This is a genomic window from Rhodococcus coprophilus NBRC 100603 (genome assembly GCF_001895045.1).
GTDB classification, from domain to species: Bacteria; Actinomycetota; Actinomycetes; order Mycobacteriales; family Mycobacteriaceae; genus Rhodococcus; species Rhodococcus coprophilus.
In genome coordinates this window covers 57,376-73,070 of record NZ_BDAM01000011.1, presented here as the reverse complement: position 1 = coordinate 73,070, position 15,695 = coordinate 57,376, and the positions used below count along the sequence as shown (strand labels likewise).

The 15,695-nt window shown below is 65.8% G+C and carries 15 protein-coding genes; 4 read left to right on the top strand and 11 right to left on the bottom strand.

The annotated features are described in order from the left end of the window. Positions 1–3 precede the first annotated feature (3 nt). The 6 genes from RDCOP1_RS21630 to RDCOP1_RS18820 all read right to left on the bottom strand — a co-directional run bounded on the left by RDCOP1_RS21630 (position 4) and on the right by RDCOP1_RS18820 (position 5,994). Positions 4–645, bottom strand: a complete 642-nt coding sequence (locus tag RDCOP1_RS21630; protein WP_072704074.1) for a response regulator — start codon at positions 643–645, stop codon at positions 4–6. Next, positions 642–1,880, bottom strand: coding sequence for a sensor histidine kinase (locus RDCOP1_RS21625; protein ID WP_231922900.1), 1,239 nt, complete (start codon positions 1,878–1,880; stop codon positions 642–644). Before RDCOP1_RS21625 ends, RDCOP1_RS21630 begins: the two co-directional genes overlap by 4 nt. 74 nt (positions 1,881–1,954) lie before the next feature. Beyond that, on the bottom strand, positions 1,955–2,707 hold the full coding sequence (locus tag RDCOP1_RS18835; protein ID WP_072704068.1) for an ABC transporter permease: 753 nt from the start codon (positions 2,705–2,707) through the stop codon (positions 1,955–1,957). Then, positions 2,704–3,612: an ABC transporter ATP-binding protein gene (locus tag RDCOP1_RS18830; protein WP_072704065.1), complete on the bottom strand. Its 909-nt coding sequence runs from the start codon at positions 3,610–3,612 to the stop codon at positions 2,704–2,706. Before RDCOP1_RS18830 ends, RDCOP1_RS18835 begins: the two co-directional genes overlap by 4 nt. A gap of 112 nt (positions 3,613–3,724) precedes the next feature. Continuing rightward, on the bottom strand, positions 3,725–4,564 hold the full coding sequence (locus RDCOP1_RS18825) for an SDR family oxidoreductase (RefSeq protein ID WP_072704062.1): 840 nt from the start codon (positions 4,562–4,564) through the stop codon (positions 3,725–3,727). Positions 4,565–4,653: 89 nt separating this feature from the next. Further along, a complete protein-coding gene (locus RDCOP1_RS18820; protein WP_084722711.1) occupies positions 4,654–5,994 on the bottom strand; it encodes a wax ester/triacylglycerol synthase domain-containing protein in 1,341 nt (446 codons plus the stop codon). 33 nt (positions 5,995–6,027) lie between these two features. Between RDCOP1_RS18820 and RDCOP1_RS18815 the strand changes: the two genes are divergently transcribed. Next, entirely contained in the window at positions 6,028–8,040 is a 2,013-nt protein-coding gene (locus tag RDCOP1_RS18815; protein ID WP_072704059.1) for a prolyl oligopeptidase family serine peptidase, read from the top strand. Here the strand turns inward: RDCOP1_RS18815 and RDCOP1_RS18810 are convergent. Beyond that, positions 8,037–8,894 carry an alpha/beta hydrolase family protein gene (locus RDCOP1_RS18810; protein WP_072704057.1) on the bottom strand — a complete coding sequence of 286 codons (858 nt, stop codon included), beginning with the start codon at positions 8,892–8,894 and terminating at the stop codon, positions 8,037–8,039. The two genes, RDCOP1_RS18815 and RDCOP1_RS18810, sit on opposite strands and share 4 nt — an antisense overlap. 239 nt (positions 8,895–9,133) lie before the next feature. On the opposite strand from RDCOP1_RS18810, the gene RDCOP1_RS18805 reads away from it, so the two are divergent. Then, on the top strand, positions 9,134–9,454 hold the full coding sequence (locus RDCOP1_RS18805) for a hypothetical protein (RefSeq protein WP_072704629.1): 321 nt from the start codon (positions 9,134–9,136) through the stop codon (positions 9,452–9,454). 17 nt (positions 9,455–9,471) lie between these two features. Here the strand turns inward: RDCOP1_RS18805 and RDCOP1_RS18800 are convergent, their stop codons facing one another. Further along, positions 9,472–10,077 carry a nitroreductase family protein gene (locus tag RDCOP1_RS18800; RefSeq protein ID WP_072704054.1) on the bottom strand — a complete coding sequence of 202 codons (606 nt, stop codon included), beginning with the start codon at positions 10,075–10,077 and terminating at the stop codon, positions 9,472–9,474. On the opposite strand from RDCOP1_RS18800, the gene RDCOP1_RS18795 reads away from it, so the two are divergent. Next, entirely contained in the window at positions 10,076–10,276 is a 201-nt protein-coding gene (locus RDCOP1_RS18795; RefSeq protein ID WP_072704051.1) for a PspC domain-containing protein, read from the top strand. The genes RDCOP1_RS18800 and RDCOP1_RS18795 overlap by 2 nt on opposite strands. On the opposite strand, the gene RDCOP1_RS18790 is transcribed toward RDCOP1_RS18795, so the two are convergent. Further along, positions 10,243–11,151, bottom strand: coding sequence for a LysR family transcriptional regulator (locus RDCOP1_RS18790; RefSeq protein ID WP_072704048.1), 909 nt, complete (start codon positions 11,149–11,151; stop codon positions 10,243–10,245). The two genes, RDCOP1_RS18795 and RDCOP1_RS18790, sit on opposite strands and share 34 nt — an antisense overlap. A gap of 84 nt (positions 11,152–11,235) precedes the next feature. On the opposite strand from RDCOP1_RS18790, the gene RDCOP1_RS18785 reads away from it, so the two are divergent. Further along, on the top strand, positions 11,236–12,225 hold the full coding sequence (locus RDCOP1_RS18785; RefSeq protein WP_072704045.1) for a bile acid:sodium symporter family protein: 990 nt from the start codon (positions 11,236–11,238) through the stop codon (positions 12,223–12,225). Positions 12,226–12,779: 554 nt separating this feature from the next. Here RDCOP1_RS18785 and RDCOP1_RS18780 read toward each other — a convergent pair. Then, complete coding sequence (locus RDCOP1_RS18780; protein WP_111731631.1) at positions 12,780–13,745, bottom strand: alpha/beta hydrolase; 966 nt, start codon at positions 13,743–13,745, stop codon at positions 12,780–12,782. 534 nt (positions 13,746–14,279) lie between these two features. After that, positions 14,280–15,281: an alpha/beta hydrolase gene (locus tag RDCOP1_RS18775; protein ID WP_072704041.1), complete on the bottom strand. Its 1,002-nt coding sequence runs from the start codon at positions 15,279–15,281 to the stop codon at positions 14,280–14,282. Positions 15,282–15,695: the final 414 nt, after the last annotated feature.

Below are 15,695 nucleotides of genomic sequence, written 5' to 3'. Positions count from 1 at the left end.
ACTTCAGCCCAGAATGCCCCGGTCGTAGGCGGTCGCCACGGCCGCCGCGCGATCCGCCACCTCGAGCTTCCCGAAGATGTGGGTCAGATGGGTCTTGACCGTCGCCTCACTGATGAACAGTTTCTGCGCGATGACCCGGTTCGAGGTTCCCTTCGCGACGAGCCCCAGGACCTCTCGCTCCCGGGTGCTCAGCGTCCGCGAGGTTCCCGTCCGCGGGCCCCGCATGCGCGACAGCAGACGCGTCGCGACGGCCGACGGAAGGACGGTTCGCCCCTCTGCGACCGCACGGACAGCGGCGAACAACTCGTCCCGGGGCGCGTCCTTGAGCAGGTACCCGGTCGCGCCGGCTTCGAGCGCGGGGAAGACGTCGGCGTCCGTGTCGTAGGTCGTGAGAACGAGCACGCGGCTGCGGACGCGCCGCTCGGCGAGTTCGGCGATTGCCGCGACGCCTCCGCCGCGCGGCATCCTCAGGTCCATCAGCACCACGTCCGGATCGAGGCCGATGGTCTCCGCCACCGCCTCGGGCCCGGACGAGGCCTCCCCCACCACCGCGAATTCCGGAGAGGCGGCGAACATTCCGCGCAGGCCGTCGCGGACGACGGGATGGTCGTCGACGATCAGCACGGTGACCGACCCGGTACTCACGACGCCGCTTCCTCCCGCTCGAGTGGCACCCGAACCGAAACCGCAGTCCCCCCACCCGGTTCGGTTTCGATGTTCACGGTACCGCCCATCCGTGCCGCCCGGGACTGCATGCCTCGCAAGCCGAATCCGCCGGCCGGGTCGGCTGCGGCATCGAAACCGCACCCGTCGTCGCGCACGTCCACGCTCACCTCGTCGTCCATGTACGACACCGTCACCCCGACGCGCTCGGCAGCGGCGTGCTTGCCCACGTTGGTCAGTGCCTCCTGGGTGATCCGGAGGAGCGTTGCACCGAGTTCGTCGTGCAACGGCACGACCGTGCCCGTGACGGTGAATTCGGCGCGGACTCCGAACTCCGCGGACCATGTCGCGACCACCTGCGCCAGAGCATCGCCGAGAGACGACTGTTCGAGTGCCTGCGGCACCAGGTTCTGCACGGAGCGACGTGCCCCTCCCAGGCTGCGCCGCGCGAGCGCCTGGGCCCGATCCACATGCCGCCTCGCCACGACGGGATCGACCGCGTCCTGGGAAGCCTGCAATTGGGTGACGATGCCGGTGAGGTCCTGCGCCAGAGTGTCGTGGATCTCTGCGGCGAGGCGGCGGCGCTCATCGTCGATCCCTGCTTCACGCGCGCGGAGCACGAGCTGCGCGTGCAACGCCTTGTTCTCCGAAAGCGCCTGAGCCAAAAGCCGATTCGTTCGTTCGAGTTCTGCGATCGAATCGATCCGTTCCTCTGCCAGCACTTGGTCGCGTTCGCCCATACGGAACATCACGGTCGCGATCGAGGCGTTGATGACGAACAGCGCGCCGAACCCGACCCACATCATGGGGCTTTTCGGAGGCAGACCCCCGGACTGCGAGCCCGCCAGGCTCAGCGCAGTCGCGAATATCCCGGCGCGGGCCCACCGCTCGGGGAGCATTCGATGCGCGTCGAAGTAACCCATACAGGCGTAGAACGCGAAGAACGGATTGAACCAGCTCAGAGCGAAGGCCACTGCGGTCCGCACCGTGAAGTAGACCGCTCGCGCCGTGGGGCCGGCGGCACCTCCGTACCGCAACCACCACCCTTCCCAGCACACCGCCGCAACGGCCGACGCCGATGCCGGGACGTATTCGGCGGGAGTCATCACCAGCGTCGCCGTGGCTGCGGACACGATGGCGGCAACGACCAGCAGCGTCGATGGCCCCCACATGTAGAAGCGGTCCCACGGCTCGTCGGACGGGTGCGCTGTCGTCACGCGTTCAAGCATGACGGGTCTCCCCGCAGTTGCCAACGGACTTAGCGGATTCGACGGGCAGTCCCGCAGCAGGATCACTCCCACCGGAACCAGCGGACCGCCACAACAGTGAGCGCCACGGCCCACAACGCCACCACCGCCATCCCACCGGCACTCGGCCATTCCCCCCGGGCAGCCTGGTCGAGGATCTCGGATGCGGCACCGAACGGTGTCACACCCACGATCCGCTGCAACAGATCGGGCATCGTCTGGACGGGCAGCCACACGCCGGCGCAGAACATCATCGGAAAGAAGACGATCGTGCCCACCGTCTGTGCGATCCGCGCGCTCGCCGACACGGCTGCAATCGCAGCGCCTATGCTCAGCGCCGCGGCGAGTGTGAGCAGCACCGCCAGCGCGTAACCCCACGGTTGCTCCGGAAACGCCACCCCGAACACTGCGCGGCCGACGAGCAGGGCCAGCACGATCGATGCGGCCACGGCTACCGCATGGATCAGGATCTGCGCCAGGAGCAGTGCCTGTGGCCGGGCGGGGGTCACCGAGAGCCTCCGCAGGATTCCGCGTTCGCGATAAGTCGACAGCACCGCCGGCATGGTCTGGATACCGGCGACGATCATCGACAGCAGCACCGCGATCGGGACGTACAGATCGATCACCCGGCGACCCCCGAGTCCCGGATCGGCCTCCCGGAAGGCGGGAATGAGCCCGAGGATGGTCAGCAGCACCACGGGAAACACAAGGATCCAGAACAGTGCTCCGGGCTCGCGGGTGAACAGGCGGGCTTCGGTGCGTACCACCGCGGCGGTGGGGTTCGTCCCGATCGTCATGTCAGTTTCTCCGATGCGGTGATGTCGAGGAAAGCGTCGTCGAGTGTGGCTTCGGTGATGCGGAGCCGTCGAGGCGAGATCCCCTCGCGGGCGAGAAGTGCGAGCACGGCCTCGACCGACTCGTCGTTGCCTTCGACGACAAGCCGATCGTGGTCGCGCCGCACCGCCAGCACGCCCGGCAGAGCGCTGAGCGCCTCCGGATCGAGCGAAGCGGACGGGCGGAACGACACGACGACCGCGGTCGAGGTCCGATCGATGAGTTCGGTGGGTGTGCCCAGCGCTTCGATCCTGCCGGAATCGAAGATCGCGACCCGGTCGCACAACCGCTGTGCCTCTTCCATGAAATGGGTGACCAGCAGCACCGTCACCCCCGAGGCGCGGATCTCCTCGATCAGCTCCCACGTCTCGCGGCGTCCGCGTGGGTCCAGGCCCGTGGTGAGTTCGTCCAGCACCACGACGCGGGGCGCCCCGATCAGGGCGAGCGCGATGAACAGCCGTTGTTGCTGACCACCCGAGAGCTTCGCGAAGCGGGTGCCCAGCGCGTGGCCCAGGCCGAGTCGTTCGGCGAGTGCGATCCCGTCCACCGGGTGTGGATAGAAGGACGCGTAGAGCTCGAGTGCTTCGCGCACCGTCATTTTCGGTTGCAGTTCACTCTGCTGTAGCTGTGCGCCGAGTAATTCCGTGAGGGCGACACGATCGGCGATCGGGTCGAGTCCCGCGACGCGGACGGTGCCCTCGTCGGGTCTCCGCAGCCCGGAGACACATTCGGCCGTCGTGGTCTTACCTGCCCCGTTCGAGCCGAGGATCCCGAAGATCTCCCCTTCTCGCACATCGAAACTCACGCCGTCGACGGCGGTCCGGTCTCCGTACCGTTTGTAGAGACCTCTTACTTCGACAATGGGCATGCTGCGAGGGTGCCCTACTGCACCGTGCGGGCACATCGCCCGACCGTCGCCCGATCGATCACCCGATCGGAGGATGCCCGGTTTCGAGCAGCCCATCACGAGCGGGGAGGAGTCAGCGGCGGAAAGCTCGCATCTTGCGCAGGTATCCGGGTATCGACCGGAACGGCACACGGACGGGCCAGTCGTCCGGCCGGAAATACGCCTCGGTCCCACCGTCGACGACAACGACACTGCCGGCCATGAAGTCGGCGGCCGGCGACAGCATGAACTCGACCCATTGCCCGATCTGCGCGGCGTCGCCGAATCCGCCGAGCGGAACGGGGAAACTCTCGACCGCTCTCTTCAGCGGGCTGTCGAGTTGCGCGTCGAGCAGCGGTGTCGAGATCGCACCCGGTGCGAGGACATTGAGCCGGATGCCGGAACCCGCCCATTCCGGTGCCACCGCCGTGCGTCGCACCCAGCGCGTCACCGCGATCTTCGAAGCCGCGTAGGTGAACGGGGGGCCCGACTTGGCGATCCGGGTGGCCCGCGCGACGCCTTTGTCCATGTCGCCCGCGAGAAAAGCCTTGACCGCGGAGTTCGGCACACCCGGCGTGGTGGTCGTGGAATTGGAGCCGAACACCACGACCTTGCTGTTTCCGCTCGCGGCGAGCGCGGGACGCCACCCCACCAGGAGGTCGATCACGCCGCGCACGTTGACCTGTGCGATCAGCGCTTCTTTTCCGGGGGTAGGTCCGAGACCCGCGGCGAGCACGGCACCGTCGAGGGCGCCCCCGGCCAGGGCGAGCGTCTCACGGATGGCATCGGACCTGCCCTGTGGCGTGGACAGGTCTGCCACCACGTCTGCGTCCCTGATGTCCACTCCGATCACGGTGTGACCAGCGGCGAGCAATCTTTCCGCGCTCGCCTTGCCCATTCCCGACGCTGATCCCGTGACTGCGTATACGCCCATGCCGTGCTGCCCCCGCTTCCGACGATTCGATCCTCCTTCGCACGGTACATGCGTGGAACCGCGGCGACCGCCGGCTTTCCACCCGGCGATCAGTCGCCGAGCGCAAGAGCCGCGCCGACCTCCTCGACGGCCGCGCGCAGCATCTGCTCGTACACGTCGAGATCCGGGACCACCCGGGTTCCGGCCGCCACTCCGATCGTCACGGTCTCCCCGAGTCCGTATACGCCGTGGGTCAGCGCCATGGCCGGGGACAAACCCGGGAAGCCCGCACTGAACATCACAGGTCCGCCGGCGAGCGCAAGGTCGGCAGGACCGCGGTCGACGCTCGACACAACGGTGTTACCGGTGACGGTCACAGGAAGTACCGTCGCGGGATACCGGACGATCCCGAACCGCAGTGCCGGGGCGGGAACGTGCTCGGTTGCCGCATCGCGTTGCGCCGGCAGCGGATGGGTCACTCGTGCACGACGCTCCGCCAGGTCGGCAGCGATCCGGGTGGCCCGGATGCGCAGGTCCGGTTCGGTGACGAACAGTTCGACGCCGGCGTTGCGGTAGTTGTTGTGAGCGGGTCCTACAGCGCCGACCGCGATCGTGACCTCTGCACCGAGCAGGTCCGGGACGTCCTCGCCGCGCGCCGCGAGGAACCTGGACACCGCCACGGACACCGCTGTCAACGCGACAGTGGTGATTGTGTGCCCGCCACTGCGGAAGAGGGCTGCGGGGCACACCACCATGCGCACCGACCGTTCGGTGCCCGGATCGGTGTCGAGACCGGTGAGGGGCCGCCCGGGTGCGGGGGGTGGAATCTCACCGGCCGCGGTGGCCGCGTCGAGTGCGCGTGCGGCGTCCGCGGCACGTCGTCCTGCCGTGAACGTCCGTGCGACGCGCCCGGGGAAGCCCGCGAACGCTCGCGCCAGCATGACGGGTGTGGACGGCACCGGCGGCGGTCGAACCGAGGCCGGCGGTTCGCCGGTTCCGAACAGTGCCCGGGCCAGTTCCGTCGCTCTGCGACCGTCTGCGAAGGCATGAGAGACCTGCCACACGACCACGAGTGCAGCGTCGTCGCATCCCGGCGCGTCGCGCACGCCGGGGAACACGTGTAGACGCCACGGGCTCTCGCGCGCGTCGAGCGACGTCGCGACGAGGACACCCAATTCGCTCTGCAGGCCGGTCCACGACGAGTCGGAAAGCTGATGTCCGACCACCAGATCCTCACCGAAACGCCTTGGGGCCCAATACGGATAGTCGAGATGTCCGGGTACGTCCCGGACGTGACACAACAGCTCCCCCATCCGCCGGACGCGACTGCCCACCGTCTCGCGTACCGCATCCACATCGGCGTCGGTAGCGAAGCAGAACAGCAGGAACTGGTCGTTGGGCATCCGTTCGGAGAGCCAGTACATCTGCGCGTCCGCGGGGGTGAGCTGCACCCGGGCAGCCTAATGCCGGGTAGAAATGAGGTCATGAGCGACACCACGACCGATCCCTACCTCTGGCTCGAGGACGTCACGGGCGACAAGCAACTCGACTGGGTCCGTGCCCACAACGAGCGCACGGTCGACGCCTACACCCGCAGCGGCGGTTTCTCCGCACTCGAGAGCGGTATCCGCGAAGTACTCGACACCGACGCCCGTATCCCCTATGCCCGGCGCCGCGGCGACTACCTCTACAACTACTGGCGGGACGCCGACCACGTGCGCGGGCTGTGGCGTCGCACGACGATGGATCAGTACCTCCGCGACACCCCGGAGTGGGACGTTCTGGTCGACCTCGACGCGGTGGCCGAGGAGGAAGGCGAGAACTGGGTGTGGTCGGGTGCGCAGGTCCTGCGCCCGGACCAGACGCGCGCACTCGTCAGCCTCTCGCGCGGAGGCGCCGACGCAACGGTGGTCCGCGAATTCGATCTCGTCACACGCCGATTCGTCTCCGGACCGGAGAGCTTCGAAGTGCCGGAGGCGAAGACCGACATCGGCTGGATCGACGCCGACACCGTCTATGTGGGAACAGATTTCGGCGATGGATCGCTCACCGACTCCGGATATCCCCGCATCGCTGCGCGCTGGAAGCGCGGGACGCCGCTCGCGGACGCGAAGACCGTCTTCGAAGGTGAAACCGGCGATGTCGCAGTTTCCGCCTGGTACGACGACACACCCGGTTACGAGCGCAGTTTCGTCGATCGCGCGCTCGATTTCTACCGGGCCCGGCGTTTCGAACTGACCCCGGCCGGCGACCTCGTCGAACTCGAGGTACCGGATGACGCACGGGTGAGCGTCTACCGCGACCACCTGCTGATCCGGACCCGTTCCGAGTGGCTCGGCCATCCCGCCGGCGCACTGCTCGCTGCGGACTATCCCTCGTACCTGGCGGGCTCGCGAGACCTGACGGTGTTGTTCACTCCCGACGAGCACACGTCGCTCGAACAGTACGCGTGGACACAGAACCACCTGCTCGTCGTCACGTTGCGCGACGTGCAGACCGACATGCGTGTGCTCACCCCCGGCGCCGACGGCTGGACGGACGAGGCCATGCCCGGCGTGCCGGACGCGACGTCCACGTCGATCATCGACGTCGATCCGCTGACCGGAGACGACTTCTTCCTCAATTCGAGCGGTTTCACGATCCCGGCGACACTGCTGTCCGGCACGGTCGGCGGCCCGCTCGAAGCAATCAAGGCCGCGCCGTCCTTCTTCGACACCGCAGGGATCTCGGTCGTGCAGCATTTCGCGACGTCCGACGACGGCACCCAGGTGCCGTACTTCGTGGTGGGACGCAACATCACGTCCCCCTCACCCACCCTGCTCTACGGCTACGGAGGGTTCGAGAATTCGATGGTGCCTGCCTACAGCGGCGGGATCGGCCGCGCGTGGCTCGAGAAGGGGCACACGTACGTGATCGCCAACATCCGGGGCGGCGGAGAATACGGTCCGGCGTGGCACACCCAGGCGTTGAAGGAGAACCGGCACAAGGTCTTCGAGGACTTCGCGGCCGTGGCGAAAGACCTTGTCGCACGGGGCATCACCACAGCGGAGCAGCTCGGCGCACAGGGCGGTAGCAACGGCGGGCTCCTCATGGGTGTGATGCTCACCCGATACCCGCAGTTGTTCGGCGCGATCGTCTGCCAGGTCCCGCTGCTCGACATGAAGCGTTACCACCTCCTTCTCGCGGGCGCGTCCTGGATGGCCGAATACGGTGACCCGGACAAGGCCGAGGAGTGGGAGTTCCTCGCCAGGTACTCGCCGTATCAGAACACCGACCCGGCCGCCGAGTATCCGCCGATCCTCGTCACCACCTCCACCCGCGACGATCGCGTGCATCCTGGGCACGCTCGCAAGATGGTCGCGCGCCTGGAAGAACAGGGCCACGAGGTCTGGTACTACGAGAACATCGAAGGCGGGCACGGCGGCGCTGCCGACAACGCCCAGGCGGCGTTCAAGTCGGCGCTGACCTTCACGTTCCTCGAGGACAAACTGGGCTAGCGGTCGCGTAGCCACTCGGCGACCTTCGCCACCGTCTCGGCGTTGTCGCGAATCCACCCGTTGTGACCGAGACGCCGGGGGTTGTGCCACGTCGTGATGTCCGCGGCGGGCAGTTTGCCGAGCAGGTGCGCGGCCGACTCGACGGGGGTCAGATCGTCACCCTCGATCGTGATCGACAGGACCGGCAGGGACAGGCGTGCCAGTCGCTGCTCGTAGTCGATATCTGCGCCGGCCGGCTCGAATCGCCCTCCGCGGGCGAGCCGCGCCCAGTCGGAGATCAGCACGCGGGACTGTCTGCCGAAGCCCGCCACGTCGATCCGGTCGCCGGGCCAGAAACCCGCGACGCTCGACGTCAGGGACATCGCTGCCGAACCCAGCAGGAGCCCGGGACGGCGGGTGCCCCGATAGTGCCGGTAGTAGGGGGTGCCCGCGGCGACGAGGATCAGCCCGCCGAGCCGTCCCCGGATCCGCGACGCGTAGAGGACACCGAGCTGGCCACCCATCGAGTGCCCGAGCAGATAGGGCGTCGAATCGGGGAAACGCTCCCGCACCACCTCGAACACCGCAGGTAGATGCACTGCGACGATCTCTTGGTACCCGTACGTGCTATCCGGACCGGGCCTTGGCCGGCTGTCCCCCTGCCCCGCCAGTTCGCAGATCGCTGCATCGAACCCGTAGCCGGTGAGCGCCTCGGCGAACGATTCGTAGTACCCCGCCGGAACACCGAGGCCCGGCACCGTCACGACGACGGCCCGGGACGCGTCGCGGCGTTCTTCGTGCTCGTGGCCCGGGCCCGCGAACAACCGCACGGGTGTGGTGGTGCCGTCGGGTAGCTGGATCGGTACGGTTTCCACCGGCTCAGCGTAGGCCGTTCCGGGCTCGACGTTCCCGGGTTCGGAAGCACCCGCCCCCGCACCTGTCGATGCGCGGCGCAGGCGGACGCGGCTCGACGGCGTGCACCCGGACTCCCACCCCCACCCCGAGACCGCGGTTCAGGGTCCAAATGGGGGGTGTGCCCGGATGTGTTCGGGTGCATACCCGGTGCACGATCGACATGATCGTTTTCGTAGACCACTCGTCATCGGGAGAATTCATGCGTACCAAGCTCATCGGGGCCCTCTTCGTCGCAACCGCCGCCGTCGCCCTCGGAACCGGCACTGCCGCAGCACAAACCGCACCTGTTGTCGTGGGCATGAACCAGCAGTCCGCAGTCGAGCTCCTTACCGAGCGGAACATCCCCTTCACGATCACGAACCGGTCGGGCAACCTGTCGGGTCGATGCGTCGTCACCGAACAGCGCGACAAGGGCAATCGGACCGAGGTCGATTACGAGTACGACCACGGGGACAAGGTGTTCAAGCGGATCGAGACCGAGGTGTGGCGAGGAATCGGACTCACCATCGTGTGCCGATAGCCCGACCGGAGCAGTCGTCAATCCAGACCGAATCCTTTCTGTAGCAACTTTTTTCGAAGCAATTCTCCGCTCCCAGAGCGCCGGGAGAAGCGGACCGGCCCAGGACACGTTCGATCCAGCTGTCCGCGAGCCCCTGGTGCCGATAGAACTCCGCGATCTCGCCCTCGTAGGCGCGCACTCCCGCATCCTGTCCCTGCAGCGTCGTACTGCTCGTGATGCAGCACGACATCCTGTCCGAGCCGGGGTTTGACCTCCGGCGACTCTGCCGGATCGGGATGGCCGATGACCAGCCCGACCACGGCGAAACTGTGGTCGGGCAAGGCCGGTTCGGCGCCCAGTTCGGCGGTGCGGCCGAGCCGATCGCGATCGGTCACGGTGATCACACTCCACAATTGCAAGTTGCTCGAGCTCGGAGCCGACGAGGCCGTCCCGGCGATCGCCCGCAGGTGATCTTCGGACACGTTCTCGGGCAGGAACTTCCGGATCGACCTGTGGGCGAGCTGTACTGCGAGAACGTCGTTCCACAGCGCAGAGTCGACCTGGCTACCGAGAAAAAGATCAGGGTGGAAATCGGGGTTCGGCCCTGATGTGCGACGGGTCCGCGACCGGCACGATCGACTCATGACATTCGAGAACAACACACCCCGCCCCTTCGTCCGTTCCTCCTCGCAGCGCATGCTCGGTGGTGTCTGCGGCGGCCTCGCCGAGTACTTCGGAGTGGACGTCAATCTCGTCCGCGCGATCGCAGTTCTCGCGGCCTTCGTCACCGGCGGTACAGCGATACTGGTCTATCTCGCACTGTGGATGCTGCTCCCCGAATGAGCCTCGCTGTCACGGGCCTCGCGCACCAGCCGGTCCGCATTGGCAAGAATTGCCGCCCTCAGCGCGCTCTCCGGCTCACTGAGCACGCTACGGCGCGCGACGAGAACGAAGTCGAGGTGGCCGGCGTCGGGTAACCGGCGGGCCCCGGACCGAACCGGGACGAGACCCGCCGGCGGGAGCCTGCTGGCATGCAGGACGACGCCCAGGCCCGCCAAGGCGGCCGCACTCAAACCGATGAGACTGTCTGCGACGCAGGTCACCCGGGCCCCGTATCCGCAGCGCTGGAGTACGTCGAGTGCGATCTCCCGCGTGAGCGACGGGTGTGGGTAGGTGACGAGCGGAATCGGACCGTCCGGGTCGAGCACGAAATCCGGGGCGCCGAGGAACTCGAGCTTGTCGCGGAAGATCAGCTCTCCGTGCCGCTCACCCGGTCGGCGCTTGCCGAACATGAGGTCGAGTTCGCCGTTGTCGAGGCTTCGATGCAGGTTTTCGCTGAGTCCGACAGTCAGCTCGAAATCCACCCGTGGGTGCCCCCGCCGGAATTCGGCCAGGATCGCCGGCAACTCGTGCAGTACCAGGTCGTCGGATGCACCGAATCGCACGCGACCGCTCACGGTGGATTCGGTGAAGTAGCGCTGGGCCGCGTCGTGGCGGTCGAGAATCTCGCGTGCGAAACCGAGCATCGCGCTTCCGTCGGCCGTCGGCTCGACGGTGTGGGTGTCGCGCACGAACAACCGGCGGCCCGCGGTCGCCTCGAGTTTGGCGACGTGCTGACTCACCGTCGATTGGCGCAGACCGAGGCGGCGCGCGGCCGCGGTGAAACTTCGTTCCCTTTCGACGGCCAGGAAACTTCGTAGATGGACGGGATCGAACACTCCGGTATTCAATCACAATCCGTGATCACAGTGATCGCGGTAATCGGCTTCTCGAATCAACCTGCGATGGCCTAGCGTCGAACCATGCTGGCGAAGATCCCGTTTCTCAACCGACTCGACCCTTTCCTCATCGGGATCGTGCTGACAGTTGCCGTCGCCGCGGCCCTGCCCGCACACGGCATCGGACTCGACGTCTTTACATGGGCATCGAAGATTGCGATCGGCCTGCTCTTCTTCCTGTACGGCGCGCGCCTGTCCACCGCGGAAGCAGTCGCGGGCCTGAAGCACTGGCGGCTGCACGCGACCATCCTCGCGACCACATTTGTGATCTTCCCGCTCCTCGGGCTTGCGGCAAAGGTCTTCGTCCCGTGGCTCCTCAGCGATCCGCTCTATCTCGGTGTGCTGTACCTGTGCCTGTTGCCCTCGACGGTGCAGTCCTCGATCGCGTTGGTTTCCGTTGCGCGCGGCAATATTCCCGGAGCGGTCGTCTCGGCCTCCGCGTCGAGCCTGCTCGGCATCCTCTTCACCCCGGCCCTCGTGGCCGTGACCATGAGTACGCAAGGAGTCACCTTCAGTTCCGCGGCAGTGCTGGACATCGTCCTCATGCTGCTCGTCCCGTTCGTCGCGGGCCAGGTCCTGCGCCGCTGGATCGGTGGCTGGGTCACCGCACACGGCAAGCCCCTCAAGCTCGTCGACCGCGGTTCGATTCTGCTCGTCGTCTACGTGGCCTTCAGCCGCGGCATGAACGAGGGGATCTGGACTCAGTTGTCCGTGCTCCGCCTCCTCGCACTCGTGGGCGTGTGCATACTCCTGCTGGCGATCGTGCTGGCACTCACCTGGTTCGCACCACCCAAGCTCGGATTCTCGTACGAGGACCGCGCGGCGATCCTGTTCTGCGGTTCCACCAAGTCGCTTGCGACCGGACTTCCGATGGCGACGGTGCTGTTTCCCGGAGAGCCCATCGGATTGATCGTCCTGCCCCTCATGCTTTTTCATCAGATTCAACTGCTTGTGTGCGCAGCCATCGCGGCCCGGCTCGCGAAACAGGCGCCCGAACCGGCGTTCAGCGAGTGATCCACTCGGCACGAGCCGAAGAACGGAGAGGCCGTGGGTACCCGACTTCGGGAACCCACGGCCTGTTCGGACGTTTCGCGGCCTAGAGCGACCCGGTCAGGATCGCCGGCGTGATCACCAGAATCAGTTCGACGAGCTGGCTGATGACTTCCAAACCGTTGGAGATGCTACCCATTTTTCCTCCAGATTACTTCCGGAGACCTCGTGTCCCCGGGTGTCGAATACAGCGGCGTCAGGCACAGCAACGATCGGGTACAGCTGGGATCAGCTGAAGAACTGCGCGCTCTGCAAGAGCAGGGAGAAGAAGAAGTTGATGATCTCGGTTATGGTCGTGCTACCCATGCGTCCTCCTGATGATCATTGAACGGAAATTGTTGTGACACAAACTCTTTCGGGCTGTGTCGCAGGTAACACTAGTGTGCGGTAGTCGAAGCGTCAACATCTCGGCAGTACAATTCTTGACGGAAACTGCATCCCAAAAACGTTGTCGCACAACAACACACGAGATCACCCCGGGCGGCTCGCTACGGCGAGCGCCCAGGTCGGCGAATACCTCAGCGCACCCCGAGAGCCTCCGCAAGCATGGGCCACGACTGATGCAGGTCGTCCTCCCAATAGCCCCAAGAGTGCGTTCCCGTCGGGCGGAATTCGAACACAGCGGGAATACCCAACTCTTCGAGTCGCGCAGCGAGACGACGGGTGCAGTCGTCGACCGCGGCCTCGATCACGCCACCCACCACTACCTGGTTCAGCAACAGAGCCGGGTCGTTGCCCACGGAGCGGGCGGCGAGATGCTCGTGCCTGCCCGGCAGCCCGGAAGCCGACGAGATGTACAGGTCGATGCCACGCAACTTCTCCGCGTTGACATACGGATCGTTCTCGACCCAACCCGGACCGTCGAACGGGCCCCACATGTTCTCCGCATCCGCTTCTCCGCGACTTTCGACCACGGTCCGGACATAGAACTGTCCCAGTTCGGAACTCGTTTCGGCACAACCGCTGTAGGCACCCACCGCCTTGTACAGCGTCGGCTCCGCAATCGCGAGACTCAGAACCGACGTCCCCGACATCGACAACCCCGCAATCGCGTTCACACCGGTTGTACCGAATTCGGCATCGATGATCGGCGGCAGTTCACGAGTGAGGAACGTCGTCCACTTGTTCCGGCCCAGAGTCGGGTCGTCCCGAATCCAATCGGTGTAGTAACTGAACGACCCCTCCAGCGGAGTAACGACGTTGACGTTCTTCTCGGCGAAGAACTCGTCGATGTTCGTCTGCACATCCCACGTCGCGACACCCTGCCCACCGCTGGCACCGTTGAGCAGATACAGGGTGGACCTCGGCTCGCTCGCGTCGGCCGGTGTACGGACACGCAGCGGCACGACACGCTTCATCGCCGCGGAGTACACATAGGCCACAACGACCCGATCGCTCTCGACCTCGATGCGAGAGAGATGCGAAACAGGCTCGGCAGCAGCAATGTTCGGAATCCCGATGAGAATCGTGGCACCTGTCGCCATTGCCACGACTATCCGCTGGAACAACGCCGAGACCACTCCGCCCCTCCCCGATGCTTCGTCGCCGTTCACAGCGACGCCGGTTACCCACTCCGGATAGTCCGGAGTGCATCAATTGATACACCACGAAGAAACGGAATGGTGTGAATCGGACATTTTGATGGGAACGGGCCCAGTTCCGGAGGTCTATACCTGGCCACAACCACATCGTGGGCCATTCCGCGACTGACCGCAGTGGTCGTTCCCCGGCCGCCCTCACGAATGTGCCCAGTCCGGGGTGGATTCCAACATGCCAGTCTCCGGCAGGCGTCCAGAAGACATCAGTAAGACGGGAAACGGCGGGCGGCACCGACCCGGGTGCGTGAAGACCGGGGTCGGTGCCGCCCGCCGTTTGATCGGAGACACCTTATGTGGAATCAACATCCTGTCCGGTGCGATCCGCGTCGACCCGTAGGCTTCGGAATACCTAATTCCGACTCCGCGAAACCGCGACAAGGTCGTCGCCATCCGGTCGGCCGTGCCCGGCCGGTGGATGCCTCAGCGAACCTCGAGAGCCTCCGCAAGCATGGGCCACGACTGGTGCAGGTCGTCCTCCCAGTAACCCCACGAGTGCGTGCCCGCGGGCCGGAACTCGAATTCAGCGGGAATCTCCAACTCCTCCAGGCGCTCGGCCAACCTGCGGGTGCAGTCATCGATCGCAGCCTCGATCACGCCTCCGACAACCACCTGGTTCGCCAGCACGACCGGATCGTCGCCGACCCCGGCACCGCCGAGATGATCATGCTCACCCGGCAGCCCGGTAGCCGAGGAGATGTAGAGATCGATGCCACGCAACTTCTCGGCGTTGACATACGGATCGTTCTCGACCCACCCGGGGCCGCCGTACGGACCCCACATGTTCTCCGCGTTTCCTTCTCCGCGACTCTCCACCACCGTCCGGACATAGAGTTGCCCGAGCTCGGAACTTGTTTCGGCACAGCCACTGTAGGCACCCACCGCCTTGTACAACGTCGGCTCCGCGATCGCGAGACTGAGAACCGAGGTCCCCGACATCGACAGCCCGGCGATCGCATTCACACCGGTCGTGCCGAATTCGGCATCGATGATCGGCGGCAGTTCGCGAGTGAGGAAGGTCGTCCACTTGTTCCGGCCCAGAACCGGGTCGTCCTGAAGCCAATCGGTGTAGTAGGTGAACGAGCCGTCCAGCGGAGTGACGACGTTGACGTTCTTGTCGGCGAAGAACTCCTCCATGTCCGTCCGCGCATCCCAGGTGGCCACCCCCTGTCCGCCACTGGCACCGTTCAGCAGATAGAGCGTCGGACTCGGCTCGCTCGTGTCCGCCGGCTTGTACACGCGCAGCGGCACGACACGATCCATCGCCGCGGAGTACACATGAGCCACCACGACGCGATCGCTCTTGACCTCGATGTCGGAGAGATGCGAAACGGGCTCGGCGGACGAAATACCCGGTGCTCCGAGGAGAACCAGCACCCCTATCCCCACAGTGGCGATCACTCGCCGGAACAACGCCGAGATCACTCGACCGACCTCCCGTATGCATTCGTCAGCCAAGCGGCGACGCTCAGTTACCGCCCCGAATAACCGGAGCGCTGTCAATTGATACACCATAGACGTCCCGATGGGAACGAATCGGACATCAGGGCTACGTGTGGGATATCGAGTCGCAACCGCACTGGTCGCAGCCGTAAGCAAGGCATCGGGCCCGGCGTACGGGCCTCCATTTTCCAGGTACAGGAAGACGCCGGAACCTTGCGGGAGCTACATATTCCAGTCCCGGTACTCCCGCAATGCGTTCCTGGCGAACGCATCAGGAATTCGCGCCGGAGATCCACGCCCGAAAATGGTCTACCGCGTCGAATTGTGAAGACGATTCCCCGGATATGCCGCGAGGCCCGACCCCACCGGAGTGGGATCGGGCCTCGCGGAGGACTA